Here is a 20,571-nt window from a genome sequence, read left to right as displayed (position 1 = left end):
GGCTAATAGAGCTCAGATAGGCAAGCCGTGTGCTAAGCCCCTAGCCTGCGACCACCCTCCGATAGTTCCCGGCCAATCGCTGAAGCAAGGTCACGACGATCGCCACGACGAAATTGAGGCCAAGGGCGACGATACCGATATTCAAATCCTTGGCCCATTGCGGCAGGCCGGGGAACAGGGTGGCGAACGTCTGGTGCGTGAGCACCGTCCAGGCAACAGCGCCCACGCCCGCCAGAATGCCGGCGCCGGCGCCCAGTGCTGTCAGGGGACGACGCCCCGACAGCCCGGCCACCAGAGACGGGAAAAGCTGGGTGACGAAACTATAGCCCATCAAGAGCAAGGCCACGATCGTGTCGCCGCCCTGGAGCGTGAAATAGACGCCGATCAGGGCTACCACCGGCACCGCGCTCTTCGCGACGAGCGAAACGCGCTTGGCGTCCGCTCCCCGGTCGAATGTCCGGTAGATGCTGCTGGCAAAGGCTGTGGCGGCGCTGATCAGGATCATCGAGCCCGGTACCAGGGCCGTCAGAACGCCGGCCGCGCCGATGACGCCGACGAACCAGGGATCGAAGGTCGCCAGCGACAGACGAAGAAGAGCAAGGTCGATTTCGCCACCGTTCAGGCCCGGCACCTGCAAGATGGCGGCCAATCCCACCAGGATCGCAAAGAGCATGATGAGCGCATAGAGCGGCATGACGATGGCATTGCGCCGGAAGGTCCGGGTGTCGGCGGCCGTAAAGATCGCGGCGAAACTGTGCGGCCACATGTAAAAGCCCAGCGCTGTCAGAAGCGTGGTCGAGGAGAACCAGAAGAAGCTCTGGCCCGTGGCCGGGAACGCCAGGAATCCCGGCCTTGCCTGCTCGATCGCGGCGAACATGGCGCCGACGCCGCCATAATAGTGATAGGGCAGGTAGAAGCCCATGAACGCAATCACGAGCAGGATCAGCGTATCCTTGACGATCGCGGTCCAGACCGAGCCGTGCACGCCGGAAACCACGACATAGGCGGTCAGGAGGGTCGCCCCGAGCCAAACCGCCAGCGTCGGGTTGATGATGCCATAGGATGCTGCCTCGACGATAATGCCCAGGCCTTTGAACTGGAGAACGAGATAGGGAATGAGCGCCACGAGCCCGACGCAGGCCACGAGCAGGCCCAGGGAGCGGCTTTGATAAAGGGCGTCGAAAAGTTCGGGCTGTGAATGGAGACGCACGCGCTTGGCATGACGCCAGATCGGCGGCAGCAGCCAATAAGAGATCACGAAGGAAAGCGTGGCATAGCAGAAAATATAGTATGCTGGCGCGCCCTTGCCGTAGGCATAGCCGCTGGCGCCCAGGAAGGTGAAGGTCGTGTAAATCTCGCCCGCCATCAGGACGAAGACGAGAACAGCGCCAAAGCTCCGGCCACCCACGCTCCATTGCTCGAGCGTCATTTCCGTGCCGCGACGCGCCCGCAGGCCGAGAATGAGGGCGCCCAGGGCTGCCGCACCGATGATCGGAAGGGCCGCGTTCATGGACGACCGCCCGCGTCGTCACGATTGGTGTCGTCCAGGAGATAGACGAGCCCCATGACCCCGGAGGTGAGAAACACGCAGAAGATCAGCCACGCGAGCAGGAAGGGCACGCCGAAGACGAAGGGTGTCACCCGGTTCAAAAAGGCCGGAGCAACAAGAATGGCGAGGAAGGGCACGGCGCCCAGGGCATGAATGCTGCGCAAAGATTTTCTCCTCTCACGACAGACGCTATCTGGGTCCGCCTCATTCCAGGCGGCCGATCACCGAGATCTGGAGCCCGTGCCTGGGATCCTCGGTCTTGCTGGCCCGGCGATGGCTGAAGAACATCGCGGGCTCAGCACAGGTATCGCGCCCTATCACCTCGACCCAGGCGGCACCGGCCCGCTCCAGGCGCCAGGCGCAGTACCCGGCAAGGTCGAAATGCGGCCTAGCCCCCGCAAACGCCGTAGCGAAGAAGCGGGCGGAGGCGCCGTCATGCGCCAGGAACTCGGCCTCGAACTCGGGTGCCACCTCATAGCTCACCTGACCGACGCAGGGACCGATGGCCGCCACGATGCGAGCCGCCAGCGCACCGGCCTCGACCATGCCCAGCATGACCGCCTCAAGGATGCCAGAGAGCGCTCCGCGCCAGCCCGCATGCGCCGCACCGACAATGCCAGCCGCCGGATCGACCAGCAGGACGGGGGCGCAATCGGCGGTGAGAGTCCCAAGCAGAACGCCCGGTCGGTCGGTGACGAGAGCGTCGGCATCCGGTGCCGCCGAGGCGGGCCAGGGAGTCTCGACGCGGATGCAACGAACGCCGTGAACTTGGCGCGCGGTGGTGAGGCTGGCGGGCGGAAAGCCCATGTGGCCGGCCACCAGGGCGCGGTTGGCTTCCACCGCCGACGGCAGGTCATCGTTGCGGGTGCCTACGTTGAGGCCGGCAAAAACGCCCTGGCTATACCCGCCCTGACGGCCGAAGAAGCCGTGGCGAATGTTCTTGAGACCGGCGAGGCTTCGCGCCGTCAGCCACGTCGCGCCGGCACCACCTTCGCCGCTGCCGATTTCACCATACTTCGGGCCCGCGATCGTCATCCCTCCTTCTCCACCGGCGGCTCGCTTGATGCAAAGCCCGGCGGCGGCAAGGCCTGCCTGCCGGTGACCGCCATCGCCTTGAAAAGAACGCCCATCTCTGCGGCATGCGTCAAGCGCTCATAGCCGGCCGCGAGCGACGCTGCGGCCGAAGGCAGGGCCCGCTGCAGCCGTGCCAGGCGCGCTGCGCCGCCCAGAGCTGCGAGGAAGGCCGCTTGGGTCACCGGCCCGTGGACGGTGCAGCCAGCCCGCCGTGCCGCAATGGCGAGGGGAGCGAAGGCCACATGGCTCGAGAGATCGGCCGAGCCCGGGTCATCCAAGGGATGGGCCCGTTGGTGATGGCGGAGCGCCTGCAAGGTTTCGCCCTTGAGCGCCAGATCGCCATAATCGATGAGAAGGCCGAGGCCCGGCCGGTTCGCCAGCCGCGCGGCCAGGGCCTGCATCCAGGCCTCGCGCGCGGGCGAGGCTTCGAGGAAGTCCAGCTCTGGATCGTCGCTCGGTGCCGGTACCACCTGACCAGTCGCGAAGACGAAGCTGCCGGTCTCGTCCAGGGCCACCACCCGTTCACGCCAGCCCGACTCCGTACGGACAAATTGGTGGATGGGCAGGGCATCGAGGAATTCGTTCGCCACCAAAAAGAGGGGACGATCAACCGGCAGCGTGTCGAGGCCGGCGTGGAAATGCGGCTGGAGTCCAGGCGAGACCCGCGCCAGACATTCCGCCTGTAGCGTGCGCAAGGGAGCGCTGGTCTCGATCAGATGCAATTCGGCGGCGGCCAGGAAGTCAGGGACAGTCCGGGCCGCCCGTAGAAGGTCAGCCATCAGCGTGCCCCTGCCCGGCCCCGCCTCAGCCAGGACGAAGGGAGCTGGCTGCCCCTGGTCCAGCCACGCCTGGACAAGACAGAGACCGACGAGTTCGCCGAAGATCTGGCTGATCTCGGGAGCAGTGGTGAAGTGGCCGGCCTTGCCGATGGCAGCGTTGGCATAGATACCCTGGCGCGGCTCGCCCAGGACGAGGGCCATGAACTGGGCCATGGATAAAGGCCCATGCGCCTCGATCAGCCGTGCCAGGCGCTGGTGGAGCCTTGTCTCCGACGCAGAAGTCACGCTGGCTGAGGCGGGCGGCGATGCGCCCTGAGGATGAGACATATGCCAGCCAGGACCATGGGGATCGAGAGAAGCTGCCCCATGGTGGCGCCCCCCCAAAGAAATCCCAGCTGCGCGTCGGGCTCACGGAAGAACTCGCAGACGATACGGGCCAGACCATAGCCGGTCAGGAAAATGCCGCCCAGCCGGCCGCGCTCCTCAAGCAGATAGGTCCGGCGGGAAGCGATCATCATGACGATGAAGAGCACGAGTCCTTCAAGCAGGGCTTCGTAGATCTGGCTCGGATGACGCGGAATGTCGCCGCCTGTCGGGAAGATCATGGCCCAGGGAACGTCCGCCGGCCGACCCCACAACTCACCGTTGATGAAATTCGCGATGCGACCGAAGAAAAGCCCGATCGGCGTCGCCACGGCCAGCGCGTCGGTGACCTCGAGGAAATAGAGCCTCTGGCGCTGCGCGAAGATCAGGGCCCCCAGGAGGACGCCGATCAGGCCGCCATGGAAGGACATGCCGCCATGCCAGACGAAGAGGATGTCCAGCGGCTCGGAAATATAGTGCTCGAGATTATAAAAGAGGATGTAGCCGATGCGGCCGCCCAGGATGACACCCAGCGTGCAGTAAAACAGGAGATCGTCGATCGCCTCGGGCTGCAGGCGCCATCGGGGCCGCTTGGTCAGCTGGCGGACGTAGAGCCAGCCCAGGACGAGGCCGGCGATATAGGCCAAGGCATACCAGCGCAGTGCCAGCGGGCCCCAGATATGGACGGCGATCGGATCGATCATCGGGAACGGAAGGGCGGTGAGCAAGGCCTGGTTCCGGTGCTAGGGCGGCGGCGGGCGGCTCTACCCGCGGCAGAGGATGGCAGCCTGATAGAAGGTGCGGCCCTCGCGCGCAACGGGGCACGGCAGTGGGAACGCCGATTGACCCTCGCGCCGGACTTGCCCAGCGCCGTCTCGTTTAGCATATGAGAAGCGAACGGCCGCGGGCGACGTCCTCTGGCCAGAGCTGCCTGGAGTTATGCTGATGCAGACCGAAAATCGCCTTCTCGACGATCTGGCCCGGATGGCCAGCGGTGCCATCAACACGCTGGGCGGCGTAAGGGCCGAGATCGAGGCGCGCGTCAAGGAGCGGGTCGAGCGACTGGCCAACGAGATGGATCTCGTCACCCGCGAGGAGTTCGACGCAGTACAGGCCATGGCGGCTCAGGCGCGGCTCGAGCAGGAACGGCTTGAAGCCAAGGTGATAGCACTTGAGACGCGGCTTGCGGCTTTCGAGAGCGGGGCCACGACGTCAAGCGCCGTCCTTGCCAGTGCTGGGGCGGGACGGCCCTCAGGCGACATCCCCCCCTCAGGAGCTGGCGCCGCCGTCTGATAGAGGCTGGTTTTGGGCAGCGCTGGGCTGCCTAAGCCGCGCTTGTCACTTTCGCGGGAATTTGGCACCTTTAATGCTAATGAAGGATTTCGATGACATGCTATGTGTCCTCGGGTCCAAATCCCGCGTACCTGCCGCCTGGCAAATTTTCAGGTCAGGCGGTCTTGCCCGGAGAGTACGCTCATGACGTCTCTATCCTCTGAAATGTCCGAGCCTGGAGCGAACCCGCTCGACACGGTCGAGCGACTGGCGCTTGCCAACGACTGGGCGTTCCATCGCCAGAGCGACGACGAGCTGGCGGCTGAGATCGCGGGCCAGTGGTGTAACTACAAGCTCTGGTTTTCATGGCACCCCGAGCTGGGCGTGATGCAGCTCTCCTGTGCTTTGGACATCAAGGTCCCGGCCAAGAAGCGCGAGAAGAGCTACACGCTGCTGGCACTGGCGAACGAGAAGCTTTGGGTTGGCCATTTCGATATCTGGAGCGAGGAAGCTGTGCCGGTCTTCAGGCATGCGCTGCTGTTTCGGGATGGCAACAATGCGTCGATCGAGCTCATGGAAGACCTGATCGACATCGCCGTTACCGAGTGTGAGCGCTTCTATCCGGCCTTCCAGTTTGTCTTTTGGGGGGGCAAGGAGCCGCACGAAGCGATTGTCGCCGCGATGCTGGAGACCGAGGGCGAGGCCTGATCGCTTTCGTCGCCGATCGATCTGTGAAACACCCGCCGCGACGCTTTCGCGGCGGGTGTTTTCATATGTTGAGGATGAGCCATGGCGAATGAGGATCTAGTGAAGCTCCTGCCCGGAAAACTCGTCCTGGTGGGTGGTGGCAAGATGGGCTCCGCTCTGGCGGAGGGCTGGCTGGCCGGCGGTCTGGGCTCCGAGCGGTTGGTCGTGATCGAGCCAGATGCCAGACGACGGGCAACCCTGGTGACTGGCGGGCTACGGGGCCGGATCCTGGCTACGATCGATGAGCTCGCCGACAAGACCGCGATCGATGCCGTTGTCCTGGCCGTCAAACCGCAGGTGATCACCGAGGTCGCGCCCCTATGCCGCCAGTTGCTCGCGCCTGGAACGCTGGTCGTCTCGGTTGCAGCCGGCACGGGCATCGCCCGACTCACGGCGTTGTTGGGACCCGAGGCCGCAATCGTCAGGGTCATGCCCAATACCCCGGCCGCCATCGGCCAGGGGGCGGCCGTACTCTGCGCTGGAGAGGGCGTCGGTGCGACAGCACGGCGGCTGGCAACGGCACTGATGCGCGCATCATCGGCCTGCCATTGGATCGAGGACGAGACCCTCATGCATGCCGTCACCGCTCTCTCGGGCAGCGGCCCTGCCTATGTCTTTCTCCTGATCGAGGCCATGGCGGCTGCCGGCCGTCGACTTGGTCTGCCCGAAACCCTGGCCGATGCCCTGGCGGTGCAGACGGTGGCGGGTGCCGGCGAACTAGCAAGGCGGGGGGATGACCCGCCCGACGCACTGCGACGAAACGTCACATCTCCCAACGGCACGACGCAGGCGGCCCTGGAGATACTGATGGCCAAAGGCGGGGTCTTGGATCTGCTCGAGACGGCGATGGCGGCGGCTGCCCGGCGCTCGCAGGAGCTCGCAATGGGCTAGAACGCCTCTGTGGCATGACTTTGACTCGCGCTCCACTATATCGTCAGGCATGGATCAGAATGAATCGCATTCCTGGCGCGAAGATGTGCTGCAGGCGGCAATGGCAGAGCTGGCCGAGGCGGGCTGGCGGCGTTTCTCGCTCGTCGGCGTGGCACGGCGCACCGGCGGGAGCGTGGCCGACGTGCAGGCCGTCATCCCGACGCGCTGGCACTTGTTGCGCCGGCTGAACGCGCATCTGGATCGAGCAACCTTCAAGGTGACGGTGGAGGAGCTTGCCGCTCTGAGCGTACGCGACCGGCTCTTTGAGCTCGTGATGCGCCGGCTCGATGCGACGACTCCCTTCAAGCCTGGCGTGCGACGCCTCGCGCGCGACGCGGCTCGTGAGCCTGCTTTGATCGTGCTGAGCGGCAGCACGATCAGGCGCTCGGCCGGGCTCATGCTGGACGTGGCCGAGAGCGGTCTCGGACGCCCTGGCACACGGCTGGCGGCGCATGCGTTGGCGGCCCTATATCTGCGCGTCCTCAACGTATGGTTAGACGATGAGAGCGACGACCAGGCCAGGACGCTGGCCGAGCTCGATCGCCGGCTCGGGCAGGCGGACAGGGCTGCCCGATTTGCGCAGCGCTGGCGGCCTAGGTGTCGCTCGACCAACTCGCCCGCGCGCGACGAGAAGCATTGGGCCGGGCACCACATGCCTGGAAAGGAAGAAATAAATCCAGGCTGACAGCCGGCGCCTTTTGTGCGATGCGGCATGAGAATGGCTAGAGCCTTTAGGCAGTCGGCGATGTGAGACGAGCATGACGTTTCCGAAAGACCCGAAGATCGGACAGAAGGTCATTTCGATGCGCCGCGGCGGCGCACGGAGCCGGTCGGCCGCCGGGGCGCCCGGATCCTCCGAGAGCGTCAAGGTTGCGCCGACGGTGATGGCCGAACCGGAGCCCGCCATGGGCGCGGCGGAGGAGAGCCTGAGCACGTCCTGGTGGTCGATCCTCGAACCCTACACGATCGCGGCCTTCGGCGCGGCCATCGCTTTTGGGGACCTGCAGCTGGCCTTGCTGTGTCGGAACCAGAAGCTGCTCGAGCAGCGCTTTGAATGCGGCGGGGACGAACTGCGCGAGTTGCAGGGCCTGACAGCGGCCCTCATGCGTGCGGAAGACCCGCTCGACGCGGCGCGCGTGCAGCTGGAACTTATCAGGATGCTGCTGAGCAGCGGCTTTGCGCAGGGTGCTGCAAGCCTCGACGATCTTCAGGCCTGCCTTGCCAATGCCCCGCCGTCACCGGCGACGAAGAGTGTGAGCAACCTTGCGGCGCACCGGCTCAGTCCTGGCTCCGCACTCAAGCACTGATCGCCGTCAGAGCGCACCCGAGCCTCTCTTGACCCGCCGTGCCAGGGACGCGCATCCAAAGGCGTCCGCAGCTGGTCAGAGAGAATCGCATGAGCATGATCGAGATCGAGGATTTCCTTAAGGTCGACATCCGGGTCGGCACGATCAAGGCAGTCATTCCCACCCCCGGCGCTCGCAAGCCCGCCTATCGTCTGACGATCGATTTCGGCCCAACGATCGGCATGAAGACGAGCTCGGCGCAGATCACCCATATCTACTCGCCAGAGCAACTCGTGGGCATGCAGGTGGCGGCGGTCGTCAATTTCCCCCCTCGCCAGATCGCCTCGACCCGCTCGGAAGTCCTGGTTCTGGGCTTTTCCGACGCCAGGGATCAAATCGTGCTCCTCCAGCCTGAACGGCCGGTCCCGAACGGCCAGCGGATGCACTAGCAAAAGGCGCGAAATTCTTTCGTCGCGGATTCCGACGTTAAGGGATCGTTCATTATTTGGTGCGATTATCGGCCTTGTTACCAGGGAAGAGCCGATTTCGACTTCTCTGGGTCGTAATCCCAAAGGTTCGACACGTAGTTGGACCGTTCGGCCGGAAGACGATGGTCGTCCCCCCGGCAAGCTTCACGTAGAAGGATGATTTTCCATGGTTACGGTTACAACGAATACTTCCGCCAATACGGCAATTCGTTACCTCAACATCAATTCGTCTCAGGCAGCGAATTCGCTGGCCAAGATCTCGAGCGGCTCGCGCATCGTCAAGGCTTCCGACGACGCCGCCTCGCTCGCCGTCGGCTCCAAGCTGAAAGCTGACGTCAGCGCTCTCAAACAGGCTTCGGTCAACGCCGCCAATGCATCCAGCCTTCTCCAGGTGGCCGACGGCGGCATGGCGACCGCCAGCGACATCCTGATCCGGATGAAGGCGATCGCGACGCAGGCCAACAATGATTCGCTGAGCACCACCGAGCAAGGCTATCTCGACAAGGAGTTCCAGAAGCTTAACACGCAGTTGGGCAACATTGCCTCACAGACCAAGTTCAACGGCGTAGCCCTCCTGGGCGGTTCATTCACCTCAAAGACCTTCCAGGTCAGTTCCGGCTCCAGCGACACGATCTCGATCGCTATCGGCTCGGTTACGTCAGTGTCGGGTTCGGTCACCTCGACCTCGCTCGCCGCCTCGGCTGCGAGCGCGATCGACACGCAGCTGACCTCGCTCCTCGCGAACCGAGCCGATCTCGGCGGTCAGATGTCACAGCTCGAGTTCGCCAAGTCGACGGCCGATGTGTCGGCTGAAAACCTCGAATCGGCCCGCTCATCGCTGATGGACGTCGACGTTTCTTCGGAGATGGCGAACTACACCTCCAAGAATGTGCTCGCACAGGCGGCAACGTCGATGCTGGCCCAGGCCAACCAGGTCCCGCAGCAACTGCTCAAGCTGCTGGGCTGATCCTGATAGCCCTGGCCTTGCTAGCTGAAAGTCGGCGGGGCCAGGGCGCCGGATCCCGGTATCTTCCGGTCGCGGCCGATCCGGATCGTCAGTCTCTAGGCTCGATCCAGCAGAATGTTCGAGGAGTTGGGCGAAAGGGGAGAAACTGAATGACGTCGATCAACGCTCTGGCGGTTGCCGACCCTGTCGTTCGAGCTTTGCCTCGCGCCCAGGACAATCCGGCAGCCCTGGCCCCGCCCACAGCCGGCCAGATTGTCTCCAACTCGTCGTCGACGGACCCGAAGGATCAGGCGACGGTCGCTACCCAAGATGCGGACACGCGAAGTGCGCAGACGGTCTACGATGCTGCAGCCCACCATACTGTTTATCGCGTGATAGATCGACAATCGGGCGACGTGGTCGAATCGGTCCCAAGCGCCAGCCTGCTCAAATTCTACGTCGCCTTCCATGCCGAGATCGAAGGCAAGAAGCCCACCGCGTGACAATTGCTAACGTCACGATGCGTGACAAGGCGAACGTCACGATGAAGGAAGAGACACGTGGCCACCAGCAGCAGTTCGATAAGCACGGGAACGGTCGCCACGAGTGGCAGCTCGACCCGCCTCACGGACGTGAGTTCGGGCCTCGACACGGACGCCCTTGTCAATGCTGCCTATCTCGCGAAGATGGCGCCGGCTACCCTTTTGCAGGACAAGATCACGCTCAACACGAGCAAGATCACCGCCTATCAGACTCTCAAGACCGATCTGACGACACTGCAGGCTGCGGCGAACGCACTCCGCAACCCGCCGGGCAGCGTCGGCCTCTCGACCAATGTGTTTGCCACTAAGGCGACCTATCTGTCTTCCGCCGATACGAACGAGCCTACCAGCTACGCAAGCGTGGATGCCTCGACCAGCGCCAAGACCGGCAACTATGCTCTCGTTGTCGAGCAACTCGCAACGGCGAACAAGCAAAAGAGCGCAGCTGCGGACACCGCCAGCACGAGCCTCTCGAGCGCCTGGAATGGCGGCTCGTCCTTCAGCGGCACCTTGAACATCGGGTTGGCTGGCGGGACGAGTACGTCCATTACAGTCGATGGTACGATGTCGATGGCCGATCTCAAGGCCGCCATCGACGCCAAGTCCTCGACGACCGGTATCTCTGCCCAGATCATTTCCATCTCGTCGACAGAGCAACGTCTCGTCCTGACCGGGAACGAGACCGGCAAGGCGATCGTGGCGACGAGCGATGCTGGCGGCGACGATGTGGCATCACTGATGGGGCTGACCGACATCCAGTCGGCCCAGACCGCAAAGTTCTCCCTGGATGGCATCGAATTCGAGCGCTCGTCGAACACGATCGCCGACGCGGTCTCGGGCCTGACTTTCTCGCTCTTTGCAGCCGATTCGAGCAAGACGATCACGCTCTCGGTGGAACAGTCCTTGGCCGACATCAAGACGCAGATCAGCAGCTTCGTCGACGCCTACAACGCCGTGCGGGACTACATCTCCACCCAGCAGGCAACGAACTCGGATGGCACCTATACCGACGCAGCTGTGCTGCATGCCGACCCGACCCTGCGCTCCGTTACCAACGCAATCAGTGGCGACGCCTCGGCCGGCGCCAGCGGCCTCGGCAGCGACCAAGTCCGGACTCTAGCCGCTCTCGGTATCACGATCGACAGCAGCAATCATCTTGTGATCGACGATGTGACGCTGACGACAAAGCTTACGACCGATCCCGACGCCGTCGAGAAAGTCTTTGCCTTCGATTCGACGAGCTCCGATGCCAACCTTGCGGTGACCGACCGCGGCAACGCGCTGGCGTCCAGCAGCTTCAAGGTCCAGATCACGGCGGGGAGCGACGGTAACGCGCAATCCGTGAGCTTCATCGACGATGCAACCGGGACCTCCTATGCCGGCACCATCGACAGCTCGGGATATCTACGCGGCGCTAAGGGAACGCCCTTCGAAGGGCTGGAGATGGCGTGGCTGGGCGCTGGCTCCACGACCGTGCAGGTCACCGCGTCGCAAGGTGTCGCCGATAAGATCTACAACGATCTGAGCCCCGTGCTGAACGCGATCACCGGCACGATCGCGACCAATATCACCGACATAGCTTCACAGAATCTCAAGTATAATCAGCGCATCACTGACATTACCGATCGGGCTTCCTCCTATAAGGAGACCCTGATCAACAAATACGCCGCGATGGAAGCGACGCTGACGCAGCTCAATACCTTGCTTTCCTCGATCAAAGCGCAAACCAGTGCTTGGAATGACAATTGAACGCCTTTCCGAACGCCCAGACCCTCGACGCCGCTGAAAAGCACGGGGCCTATAAGGCCGCGCATGCGACATTGCCGCCCGTCTATCAGGTGGTCATGCTCTATGACGGGATCATCGGCTTTCTCAGAAAAGCCAAGGCCGCCATGGGCCAGAATCTCATCGAGGAACGGCATGCCAATGTCGCCAAGGCAGCGGCGATCGTGGATGGACTTCAGAACTGCCTCGATCACGACAAAGGCGGCCAGGCGGCGCAGGATCTACACAATTTCTATACCACCGCCTTCGTCCAGATTACCCGCATCGACATCAAGAACGACCCGGGGATATGCGACCTGCTGATCGACAAGTTCGCGGACATTCGGGGGGCCTGGGCACAGCTTGCCCGCGCCAGCATGGCCGTCGCAGGCTCGCCCATGGCGCCGGTCGCCCAGACACCGGCCAGGCTGCCGACCTCGCTCAGCGCCTGAAGGAGGCAAGATCGGGCGGGCTTTGGCCTTTACGGCCTCTCTTGTCGACGAGGCGAGGGGCACTGGTTGCACGATCCCCGGCCCCTTCCCATATCAGCCTCGCGCCGGGATGTGGTTGCTATGCAGACCGGCATCCCATTCGATCCGCGACGAGGTTCGCCTGCTGTTGCATCCAGGCTCGCTTGCGCGGAAGTGTGCTTGGTTCAACGGGTAATGCGAGAGGTTGATTAATGAGCAAGATCATCGGCATCGATCTCGGTACGACGAATAGTTGTGTCGCGGTGATGGAGGGCAAGAACGCCCGGGTCATCGAGAATGAAGAAGGCGTGCGCACGACGCCTTCCATGGTAGGCTATACCGAGGATGGTGAGATCTTGGTCGGCATGCCTGCAAAACGGCAGGCGGTGACGAATCCGGAGAACACGATCTTTGCCGTCAAGCGCCTGATCGGCCGCCGGTTCGATGATCCGGTCGTGCGCAAGGACATCGACATGGTGCCCTACAAGATCGCGCGCGCCGACAATGGCGACGTTTGGGTCGAGGCCCGGGGCGAGAAGAAGGCGCCTTCGCAGATCTCCGCTGAAGTCCTCAAGAAGATGAAGCAGACGGCCGAGCGCTATCTCGGCCAGCCGGTCGACAAGGCGGTCATCACGGTACCGGCCTACTTCAACGACAGCCAGCGCCAGGCCACCAAGGATGCCGGCAAGATCGCCGGGCTTGAGGTCCTGCGCATCATCAACGAGCCGACGGCGGCCGCCCTCGCCTACGGCATGGACAAGGGTGCCAACCAGACGATCGCGGTCTATGACCTGGGCGGCGGCACGTTTGACGTCTCGATCCTCGAGATCGGCGACGGTGTTTTCGAGGTCAAGTCGACCAATGGCGACACGTTCCTCGGCGGCGAAGACTTCGACAAGCGCATCATCGACTACATGGCCGATGAGTTCAAGAAAGAGCATGGCATCGACCTGCGCGGCGACCGGCTGGCGCTTCAGCGCCTGAAGGAGGCCGCAGAGAAGGCCAAGATAGAGCTCTCCTCCACAACGCAGACCGAGGTCAATCTGCCGTTCATCACGGCCGATGCGACGGGCCCCAAGCATCTCACGATGAAGATCAGCCGGGCGAAGCTCGAGAGCCTCGTCGACGATCTCGTTACCCGGACGATTGAGCCATGCCGCAAGGCGCTCCAGGATGCCGGATTGAAAGCGGCCGACATCAACGAGGTCGTGCTGGTCGGCGGCATGACGCGCATGCCCAAGGTCGTCGAGACCGTGAAGAATTTCTTCGGCAAGGAACCGCATAAGGGTGTCAACCCCGATGAGGTCGTGGCCATCGGTGCGGCGATCCAGGCAGCGGTGCTGTCGGGTGAAGTCAAGGACGTGCTGCTCCTGGACGTCACCCCTCTCTCGCTCGGTATCGAGACGCTGGGTGGCGTCTTCACGCGTATCATCGACCGAAATACGACCATCCCGACCAAGAAGAGTCAGGTCTTCTCGACGGCTGAGGATAATCAATCCGCGGTGACGATCCGGGTCTTCCAGGGTGAGCGCGAGCTCGCCGCCCAGAACAAACCCCTTGGCCAGTTCGATCTGATGGGTATCCCGCCCGCACCGCGTGGCATGCCGCAGATCGAGGTGACGTTCGATATCGACGCGAACGGCATCGTCAATGTCTCGGCCAAGGACAAGGCTACGGGCAAGGAGCAGCAGATCCGCATCCAGGCATCGGGCGGCCTGAGCGAGGCCGAGATTGAGAAGATGGTCAAGGAAGCGGAATCGCATGCCGAAGAAGACAAGAAGCGGCGTGAGGTCATCGAGGCCAAGAATCATGCGGACAGCCTGATCTACTCGACCGACAAGAACCTTAAGGAATATGGCGACAAGGTCGCCGCCGGCGATCGTTCTGCGATCGAGGCAGCACTCGCCGATTTGAAGTCGGTCATCGACGGCGAGGATGCTGAGGCGATCAAGAGCAAGACCGAGGTGTTGGCGCAGGCCTCCATGAAGCTCGGCGAGGCCATGTATAAGAGCCAGTCCGAGGGCGGCGCTGCCGGAGGCGATGAGACGGAAAGCGCGAGTAAGGCCGCTGACGATGGTGTCGTCGATGCCGATTTCGAGGAAGTGGACGACGACAAGCGTCGTTCGGCCTGATCCTTGGGACGGTCCTTGGGGGCCTAGGAGCAAGACAAAGGATCGAATGCCCGGCATTCGATCCTTCTTGCATTGTGCCGGACATGTGCTGAAGCCGGTCCGCTGCAAGTTGATATTGCCACGAGTGGATATGTCGGAAGATGGCGAAGGCTGATTACTACGAGGTTCTCGGCGTCTCGCGGCAATGCGGCGAGGGTGAGCTCAAGAAGGTCTATCGCCAGTTGGCGATGAAATGGCATCCCGACCGCAATCCCGGCGATGCCACGGCCGAAACGAAGTTCAAGGAAATCAGCGAGGCCTACGAAGTCCTCAAGGATCCGCAAAAACGGGCCGCTTATGACCAGTTCGGCCATCAGGCTTTCGAAGGCGGCGCTTCCGGTGCAAGGGGCGGCTTCGATTTCGGTTCGTTTGCCGATGTCTTTGACGACCTGTTCAGCGATTTCGTTGGCGGTGGCCGTCGACGGGGGGGTGGCGCGAGGGGCGCCGATCTCCGCTACAATCTGACGATCACGCTCGAAGAGGCGTTTGTCGGCAAGAAGGCCCAGATCCGCGTGCCGACCTCGGTTCACTGTGAGGTCTGCAATGGCAGCGGATCAGCGCAGGGGGCCGATCCGACGACCTGCACTACCTGCCGGGGTACCGGGCGGGTACGTGCCCAGCAGGGTTTCTTCATGATTGAGCGCACCTGTGCCGCCTGCCAGGGGGCCGGGCGCGTCATCGCCGATCCGTGCCGGGCCTGCCAGGGGGCCGGACGCGTGCACAAGGAAAAGACGCTGGTTGTCACCGTGCCGCAGGGCGTCGAGGACGGCACACGGATCCGTTTGACCGGCGAAGGGGAGGCCGGTCTGCGTGGGGGCCAGCCGGGCGATCTCTATATCTTCGTCTCCATTGCGCCGCATCGCATGTTCAAGCGCGAAGGCACGCATTTATTCTGCCGGGCACCCATTCCGATGACCGTGGCGGCCTTGGGAGGCCAGGTCGACGTGCCGACGATCGACGGCAAGCGTCTGAGGATGGCGGTGCCGGAAGGCACCCAGACCGGCAAGCAGATTCGCCTGCGTGGCAATGGGCTGACCGAACTCCAGGGCACGACGCGCGGCGATCTCTTCGTCGAAATCGTCGTCGAAACCCCACAAAAGCTGACCAAACGGCAGGAAGAGCTGCTGCGCGAGTTCGAGAAAGAGGAAGCCGGAGCGCCCAAGGGACAGAATCCAGAGTCCGAGGGTTTCTTCGCACGTGTCAAGGAATTCTGGGACGAGTTGCGCGATTAGCATCCGGGTCCGCTTGACGCCCGGTCGTGATGCGCGCCGGGCCGGAGGCGAACGCGCGGAGCCCCCATTGAGATTGTCGCCAAGGGGCTTTTCTGAGCATCGTTGTGAATAGAGCGTGATCGCTTTCGCCACGCTGTCGCGCGGCACTGGCCACGCGCAAGAGACGTTGATGAGCCCGTGGCGACGATGAACGGCATGGCGATATCCATAAAAAGACTCAAGGGTGCCCATCGGCGGCACTTTATGGCCCCGCTGTCATGATCGCCGCCGCTGGGAACCCCGGATCGATGATGGGCGGCTGCGACTTCGAGAGCTGTCCTTGGCGCAAAGAGGCTGCCCTCCCTCGGTTTGACCAGTAGTCGTCTCCCGCATCGGTGCCGCCCTAGCGCGGGGCCAGACGACGGGAGAAGGGCCGCGCCGGGGCAATAGCTGTCGTCGGCCGGCTTCGAGCGTAAGAGGGAATTGCCCGTTCGATCATTGGCCTTTGCCCCGCGACCGGCTTCGGCTTAGATTAGCTTGCGCTGCAGCAGGATTTTTGCCCGAAGGCGTGCGTCGTGCTCTATCAGACCTATGAGATTTTGCAGTCGATGATGGCGCCCTGGCGCGCGCAATCGCGTCTCGTGCGCCAGATGGCCGAGTCGCCGCTCAACCCTTTCGCCGCCAGCGACCTCACTCGAATGCTGGCAGCCGGCTGCGAACTCTTCGAGGACGTGACCAAGCGCTATCCGAAGCCCTGTTGGGGCATCAGCGAGACGCGAATCGGCGGCCTGACCGTCCCTATTCACGAAGAAATCGTCACCCGCACGCCCTTTTGCGACCTGCTCCATTTCGACCGTGACGAAACGGTTTGCGGCAAGCGATACGACCCCAAGGTGCTGCTCCTGGCACCAATGTCCGGCCATCACGCCACCTTGCTGCGCGGTACGGTGCAGGCCATGCTGCCCGAACATAACCTCTATATCACCGATTGGCGCGACGCCCGCGACGTACCCGCCTGGGAAGGCCCGTTCGACCTCGACTCCTTCATCAGCCACGTCATCGAGTTCATCCGCTTCCTCGGCAATGACGTCCATGTGATCGCCGTTTGCCAACCGGCCGTCCCGGCCTTGGCGGCCACCGCCCTCATGGCGGCCGCGAACGAACGCTGTCGCCCGGCCTCCTTGACGCTCATGGGCGGTCCGATCGACACGCGACGCAATCCTACCGAGGTCAATCGCTTCGCCCAGGCGCACGGCATCGACTGGTTCGAGCGCAACGTCATCAGCTACGTGTCCTGGCCCAATCCCGGCTGGATGCGCCGAGTCTATCCGGGCTTCGTGCAGCTCTCGGGCTTCGTCAGCATGAACCTCAATCGCCACATCTCGGCGCACCACGAGTACTTCAAGAACCTCGTGAAGGGCGACTGCGACAGCACCCAACAGCATCGACGCTTCTACGCCGAATACCTGGCGGTCATGGACCTGCCTGCCGAATTCTACCTCCAGACGGTGGCCAAGGTATTCATCGAACAGCAGCTCGCCGATGGGCGACTCACTTATCAGGGCCGGCCAGTCGACTGCACCGCCATCGATGACGTCACCTTGATGACCGTCGAGGGCGAGCGCGACGACATCTGCGGCCTTGGCCAGACCGAAGCGGCCCACGACCTTTGCACCAATCTGCCAACGGAGCTCCGCTATCATTATGTCCAGCCGGGTGTTGGCCATTATGGCGTCTTCAACGGTACGCGCTGGCGCACCGAGATTCAGCCGCGCATCCGCGAAATGATCCGCACCACTCAGTTCCGCCTTCGCACCCACCCCCGCCAACTTCTCCGTGCCGCCAGTTGACCTCCGCCAAGTCTCGCAGTTGACAGGCCGCCCAATTCGCCCTTTAGCCGACCGATAGGCCGCGAGCGATCGGCCAGAAGTAAAAAGGGAGGGGCGTCATGCACGTTCTCATTATCGGTGCCGCCGGCATGGTCGGCCGCAAGCTGACCGAGCGACTGGCGAAGGACGGCGCCGTCGGCGCCAAGCCGATCACCAAGCTAACCCTCCTCGACGTCATCGAACCAAGCGTACCCCCGGCCTTCAAGGGCGAGAGCGTCGCCCGGGCGGCCGATCTCGCCGATCCCGCCACCGCACCCGCCATCGTCGCCACGCGCCCCGACATCATCTTCCATTTGGCCGCGATCGTCTCGGGCGAAGCCGAGGCGGATTTCGACAAAGGCTATCGCATCAATCTCGATGGCACCCGCTTCCTCTTCGAGGCCATCCGCCAAGAGGGTATGAACGAGCCCTACCTCCCCCGCCTCGTCTTCACCTCCTCCATCGCCGTCTTCGGCGCTCCGTTCGGCGATACCATCGGCGACGAGTTCCTCTCAGCCCCGCTCACCTGCTACGGAACGCAAAAGGCGATCGGCGAGCTTCTCCTCAACGATTATAGTCGCCGCGGCTTCATGGACGGCATCGGCATTCGCCTGCCCACCATCTGCATCCGTCCAGGCAAGCCCAACAAAGCAGCCTCCGGCTTCTTCTCCAACATCCTGCGCGAGCCGCTCATCGGCCAGGAAGCTGTCCTGCCGGTCGACGATTCGATGCGCCACTGGCACGCCAGCCCCCGCTCCTGCGTCGGCTTCCTCCTCCATGCGGCCACCCTCGATACAAGCCGACTCGAAGGCCGCCGCAACCTTTCGCTCCCCGGCCTCTCCGCCACCGTCGCCGAGCAGATCGAGGCACTCCGCCGCATCGCCGGCGACAAGGCCGTGGCCCTAATTCGCCGCGAACACGACCCCGCCATTCAGAAAATGGTCGGCGGCTGGGCTCGTGATTTTACCCCCACACGCGCTCTGGCCCTGGGCTTCAAAGCCGATTCCTCCTTCGATGAGATCATTAAGGTGCATATCGAGGACGAGCTGGGCGGCAGCCTGCCGTAACATCCTTGTGCTTCGGGTAGCACTTGGCTAGTGCCCATCTGATGGCGCACACCCGCGCCAAGATGGCCCACAAACCCAATCGTCCGAGCCTCGGTCCCCGCGGAAACGAGGCGTCGGCCGCAGCGAGGGAGCAACGATCTCATGGCCCTGAGCGCCACGACACCGAGCCCTAGACCGCAGGCCCGCAAAACATCGCTCCTCGGCCATCTCTATGTCCAGGTCGTGATCGCCATCGTCCTCGGCATCGCGCTCGGCCATTTCTATCCCGGCATTGGCGAGTCGATGAAACCTCTGGGCGACGCGTTCATCAAGCTCGTCAAGATGGTCATCGCTCCCGTGATCTTCCTGACGGTCATCGCCGGCATTGCCTCCATGAGCGACCTTAAGAAGGTCGGCCGCGTCGCCGGCAAGGCGATGCTCTATTTCCTCTTCTTCTCGACCCTGGCCCTGATCATCGGCATGGTCGTCGCCAATGTCGTTCAGCCAGGCAGCGGCCTCAACGTCGACCCCGCCTCGATCGATGCCAAAGCCGTTGCCAGCTACGCCGCCGCAGCCCATGAGCAGACCCTCACGGGCTTCCTTATGAACATCATCCCAGCCTCCGCCATCAGCGGCCTGGTCAATGGCGATATCCTCCAGGTCCTCTTCTTCGCCATCCTCTTTGGTATCGCCCTGGGCATGATCGGCGAGAAAGGCGAACCTGTCCTCAAGCTCGTCAATGCCAGCATGGCCGCCATCTTTAAGGTCGTGCACATCCTCATGAAGGCAGCCCCCATAGGCGCTTTCGGCGCCATGGCCTTCACCATCGGCAAATACGGCATCGGCGCGGTCGTCAATCTCGCCATGCTCGTCCTCACCTTCTACGCCACCTCGCTCATCTTCGTCCTCGTCGTCCTTGGCCTCGTCGCCCGCTATAATGGCTTCTCGATCTTAGCCCTCATCCGCTTCATCAAGGAGGAACTCCTCCTCGTACTCGGCACCAGCTCGTCGGAATCCGCCCTCCCGACGCTCATGGAAAAGCTCGAGCGCGCCGGCTGCTCCAAATCCGTCGTCGGCCTTGTCGTGCCAACCGGCTATTCCTTCAATCTCGACGGCACCAATATCTACATGACGCTGGCCGCCCTCTTCATCGCCCAGGCAATGAACATTGATCTCTCCATCGGCCAGCAAATCCTCCTCCTCCTCGTCGCCATGCTCAGTTCCAAAGGCGCCGCCGGCGTCACCGGCGCCGGCTTCATCACGCTCGCCGCCACCCTCTCCGTCGTCCCCGCCGTCCCCGTCGCCGGTATGGCCCTCATACTCGGTGTCGACCGCTTCATGTCGGAATGCCGCTCACTGACCAACTTCGTCGGCAACGCTGTCGCCACCATCGTCGTCGCCCGCTGGGAAAACGAACTCGATACCGAACGCCTCAGCCAGGCCCTCGCACAGCGCCTCCCCGAACAGGAAAACGAAGCGGCAGTGTGAAAGCAGCCTCCGGCGGCCCTCGGCGATCTGATGATCGCCGTCTCGCTGCGAGAAAGCAGGGATGCCTCCGGCGGCCAGGGGGCACCGCCCCCTGGACCCGGGTTGGGGCGGGGTTGTTGGTGCGGGTGAGGATCGAGTCTTACCCGGCCACCATCACGAGGGCGGGCCGGTCCCATAGCGGCCGATCTTCCTCGCACCCTGCAAGCGTATCGCCGCCTGCATGCTCTCGGCCGGCCGTTCGTGCCAGTACCGCGCCACACCACGCGCCACCGCCTCCAGGCGAAGCGAGGGCAGCGCGCTGGGCCCAAGGCCCGTACCCATCCGCTCCGCTTCCGACGCCAGCTTGTCCGCCAGCCGGTTCAGCTCAGCCCGGTTGTCCCGCGCCACCCGGCGCAGATCGGCCAGGGCCAGCGCTTCCGCCTCCTCCTGGCGCTCGGGTATCGCCGCGCAATGGCTCCAGTCGCCCGGCGGCTGGCGCGGCCCGGCCGGCGGTGCGGCCTCGCGACGCTCGGGCCTGGGCTGCGTCTCGCGCGCGGCGGCCTCGGCCCGGGCGACGAAGCGCTCGGCCATGCTCCGG

The 20,571-nt window shown here is 63.4% G+C and carries 20 protein-coding genes and 1 pseudogene; 15 read left to right on the top strand and 6 right to left on the bottom strand.

What is annotated here, in order from left to right; translation table 11 throughout:
- Nucleotides 1–40: 40 nt before the first annotated feature.
- The 5 genes from CFB17_RS18060 to lgt are packed head-to-tail and all read right to left on the bottom strand — an operon-like array spanning nucleotide 41 to nucleotide 4,493.
- Nucleotides 41–1,510 (bottom strand): sodium:solute symporter family protein, encoded by a 1,470-nt coding sequence (locus tag CFB17_RS18060; RefSeq protein WP_088562982.1) that lies wholly within the window; start codon nucleotides 1,508–1,510, stop codon nucleotides 41–43.
- Nucleotides 1,507–1,713, bottom strand: a complete 207-nt coding sequence (locus CFB17_RS18055; protein WP_088562981.1) for a DUF3311 domain-containing protein — start codon at nucleotides 1,711–1,713, stop codon at nucleotides 1,507–1,509. Before CFB17_RS18055 ends, CFB17_RS18060 begins: the two co-directional genes overlap by 4 nt.
- 40 nt (nucleotides 1,714–1,753) lie before the next feature.
- Entirely contained in the window at nucleotides 1,754–2,584 is an 831-nt protein-coding gene (locus CFB17_RS18050) for a polyphenol oxidase family protein (RefSeq protein WP_088562980.1), read from the bottom strand.
- Complete coding sequence (locus CFB17_RS18045; RefSeq protein WP_243389943.1) at nucleotides 2,581–3,687, bottom strand: class I SAM-dependent methyltransferase; 1,107 nt, start codon at nucleotides 3,685–3,687, stop codon at nucleotides 2,581–2,583. The genes CFB17_RS18050 and CFB17_RS18045 overlap by 4 nt, the downstream gene beginning before the upstream one ends.
- Nucleotides 3,684–4,493: a prolipoprotein diacylglyceryl transferase gene (gene lgt / locus CFB17_RS18040; RefSeq protein WP_088562978.1), complete on the bottom strand. Its 810-nt coding sequence runs from the start codon at nucleotides 4,491–4,493 to the stop codon at nucleotides 3,684–3,686. Before lgt ends, CFB17_RS18045 begins: the two co-directional genes overlap by 4 nt.
- A 217-nt stretch (nucleotides 4,494–4,710) precedes the next feature.
- Here lgt and CFB17_RS18035 point away from each other — a divergent pair, with 217 nt between their 5' ends.
- The 15 genes from CFB17_RS18035 (at nucleotide 4,711) to CFB17_RS17965 (ending at nucleotide 19,994) form a co-directional block, all read left to right on the top strand.
- Nucleotides 4,711–5,058 (top strand): accessory factor UbiK family protein, encoded by a 348-nt coding sequence (locus CFB17_RS18035; protein WP_088563010.1) that lies wholly within the window; start codon nucleotides 4,711–4,713, stop codon nucleotides 5,056–5,058.
- A 183-nt stretch (nucleotides 5,059–5,241) separates the two neighbouring features.
- Nucleotides 5,242–5,745, top strand: a complete 504-nt coding sequence (locus tag CFB17_RS18030; RefSeq protein ID WP_088562977.1) for a type III secretion system chaperone family protein — start codon at nucleotides 5,242–5,244, stop codon at nucleotides 5,743–5,745.
- 81 nt (nucleotides 5,746–5,826) lie between these two features.
- Entirely contained in the window at nucleotides 5,827–6,675 is an 849-nt protein-coding gene (gene proC, locus CFB17_RS18025) for a pyrroline-5-carboxylate reductase (RefSeq protein WP_088562976.1), read from the top strand.
- Between the two features lie 49 nt (nucleotides 6,676–6,724).
- Nucleotides 6,725–7,399, top strand: a complete 675-nt coding sequence (locus tag CFB17_RS18020) for a hypothetical protein (protein WP_088562975.1) — start codon at nucleotides 6,725–6,727, stop codon at nucleotides 7,397–7,399.
- 73 nt (nucleotides 7,400–7,472) lie between these two features.
- Nucleotides 7,473–8,021, top strand: a complete 549-nt coding sequence (locus CFB17_RS18015; protein ID WP_088562974.1) for a hypothetical protein — start codon at nucleotides 7,473–7,475, stop codon at nucleotides 8,019–8,021.
- A gap of 89 nt (nucleotides 8,022–8,110) precedes the next feature.
- On the top strand, nucleotides 8,111–8,449 hold the full coding sequence (locus tag CFB17_RS18010; protein WP_088562973.1) for a tRNA-binding protein: 339 nt from the start codon (nucleotides 8,111–8,113) through the stop codon (nucleotides 8,447–8,449).
- 205 nt (nucleotides 8,450–8,654) lie between these two features.
- On the top strand, nucleotides 8,655–9,455 hold the full coding sequence (locus CFB17_RS18005) for a flagellin (protein WP_088562972.1): 801 nt from the start codon (nucleotides 8,655–8,657) through the stop codon (nucleotides 9,453–9,455).
- A gap of 149 nt (nucleotides 9,456–9,604) precedes the next feature.
- Nucleotides 9,605–9,937: a hypothetical protein gene (locus CFB17_RS18000; RefSeq protein WP_088562971.1), complete on the top strand. Its 333-nt coding sequence runs from the start codon at nucleotides 9,605–9,607 to the stop codon at nucleotides 9,935–9,937.
- A 57-nt stretch (nucleotides 9,938–9,994) separates the two neighbouring features.
- Nucleotides 9,995–11,725 (top strand): flagellar filament capping protein FliD, encoded by a 1,731-nt coding sequence (gene fliD / locus CFB17_RS17995; protein ID WP_088562970.1) that lies wholly within the window; start codon nucleotides 9,995–9,997, stop codon nucleotides 11,723–11,725.
- Nucleotides 11,722–12,192 carry a flagellar export chaperone FliS gene (gene fliS, locus CFB17_RS17990; protein ID WP_088562969.1) on the top strand — a complete coding sequence of 157 codons (471 nt, stop codon included), beginning with the start codon at nucleotides 11,722–11,724 and terminating at the stop codon, nucleotides 12,190–12,192. The genes fliD and fliS overlap by 4 nt, the downstream gene beginning before the upstream one ends.
- Nucleotides 12,193–12,422: 230 nt before the next feature.
- A complete protein-coding gene (gene dnaK / locus CFB17_RS17985) occupies nucleotides 12,423–14,342 on the top strand; it encodes a molecular chaperone DnaK (RefSeq protein ID WP_088562968.1) in 1,920 nt (639 codons plus the stop codon).
- 140 nt (nucleotides 14,343–14,482) lie between these two features.
- Nucleotides 14,483–15,613, top strand: a complete 1,131-nt coding sequence (gene dnaJ, locus CFB17_RS17980) for a molecular chaperone DnaJ (RefSeq protein WP_088562967.1) — start codon at nucleotides 14,483–14,485, stop codon at nucleotides 15,611–15,613.
- Nucleotides 15,614–16,167: 554 nt separating this feature from the next.
- A complete protein-coding gene (locus CFB17_RS17975) occupies nucleotides 16,168–17,442 on the top strand; it encodes a polyhydroxyalkanoate depolymerase (protein WP_088562966.1) in 1,275 nt (424 codons plus the stop codon).
- 98 nt (nucleotides 17,443–17,540) lie between these two features.
- A complete protein-coding gene (gene denD / locus CFB17_RS17970) occupies nucleotides 17,541–18,527 on the top strand; it encodes a D-erythronate dehydrogenase (RefSeq protein ID WP_088562965.1) in 987 nt (328 codons plus the stop codon).
- Nucleotides 18,528–18,668: 141 nt separating this feature from the next.
- Nucleotides 18,669–19,994: a dicarboxylate/amino acid:cation symporter gene (locus CFB17_RS17965; RefSeq protein WP_088562964.1), complete on the top strand. Its 1,326-nt coding sequence runs from the start codon at nucleotides 18,669–18,671 to the stop codon at nucleotides 19,992–19,994.
- 153 nt (nucleotides 19,995–20,147) lie between these two features.
- Here CFB17_RS17965 and CFB17_RS19385 read toward each other — a convergent pair.
- Nucleotides 20,148–20,571, bottom strand: a pseudogene (locus tag CFB17_RS19385) (hypothetical protein); the annotation flags it as partial.

Source organism: Arboricoccus pini (genome assembly GCF_900187945.1).
Classification (GTDB): Bacteria; Pseudomonadota; Alphaproteobacteria; order Geminicoccales; family Geminicoccaceae; genus Arboricoccus; species Arboricoccus pini.
The sequence above is the reverse complement of the archived record's forward strand: the minus strand, read 5'-3'. Positions and strand labels throughout refer to the sequence as shown.

What these genes read in the sequence shown, in the direction of transcription:
- CFB17_RS18000 (WP_088562971.1), top strand. Translation starts at nt 9,605, where the DNA reads ATGACGTCGATCAACGCTCTGGCGGTTGCCGACCCTGTCGTTCGAGCT.
- CFB17_RS18050 (WP_088562980.1), bottom strand. Translation starts at nt 2,584, where the DNA reads ATGACGATCGCGGGCCCGAAGTATGGTGAAATCGGCAGCGGCGAAGGT.
- denD (WP_088562965.1), top strand. Translation starts at nt 17,541, where the DNA reads ATGCACGTTCTCATTATCGGTGCCGCCGGCATGGTCGGCCGCAAGCTG.
- CFB17_RS18010 (WP_088562973.1), top strand. Translation starts at nt 8,111, where the DNA reads ATGAGCATGATCGAGATCGAGGATTTCCTTAAGGTCGACATCCGGGTC.
- CFB17_RS18035 (WP_088563010.1), top strand. Translation starts at nt 4,711, where the DNA reads ATGCAGACCGAAAATCGCCTTCTCGACGATCTGGCCCGGATGGCCAGC.
- CFB17_RS18060 (WP_088562982.1), bottom strand. Translation starts at nt 1,510, where the DNA reads ATGAACGCGGCCCTTCCGATCATCGGTGCGGCAGCCCTGGGCGCCCTC.
- CFB17_RS18005 (WP_088562972.1), top strand. Translation starts at nt 8,655, where the DNA reads ATGGTTACGGTTACAACGAATACTTCCGCCAATACGGCAATTCGTTAC.
- dnaK (WP_088562968.1), top strand. Translation starts at nt 12,423, where the DNA reads ATGAGCAAGATCATCGGCATCGATCTCGGTACGACGAATAGTTGTGTC.
- proC (WP_088562976.1), top strand. Translation starts at nt 5,827, where the DNA reads ATGGCGAATGAGGATCTAGTGAAGCTCCTGCCCGGAAAACTCGTCCTG.
- dnaJ (WP_088562967.1), top strand. Translation starts at nt 14,483, where the DNA reads ATGGCGAAGGCTGATTACTACGAGGTTCTCGGCGTCTCGCGGCAATGC.
- CFB17_RS18015 (WP_088562974.1), top strand. Translation starts at nt 7,473, where the DNA reads ATGACGTTTCCGAAAGACCCGAAGATCGGACAGAAGGTCATTTCGATG.
- CFB17_RS18030 (WP_088562977.1), top strand. Translation starts at nt 5,242, where the DNA reads ATGACGTCTCTATCCTCTGAAATGTCCGAGCCTGGAGCGAACCCGCTC.
- CFB17_RS18020 (WP_088562975.1), top strand. Translation starts at nt 6,725, where the DNA reads ATGGATCAGAATGAATCGCATTCCTGGCGCGAAGATGTGCTGCAGGCG.
- CFB17_RS17965 (WP_088562964.1), top strand. Translation starts at nt 18,669, where the DNA reads ATGGCCCTGAGCGCCACGACACCGAGCCCTAGACCGCAGGCCCGCAAA.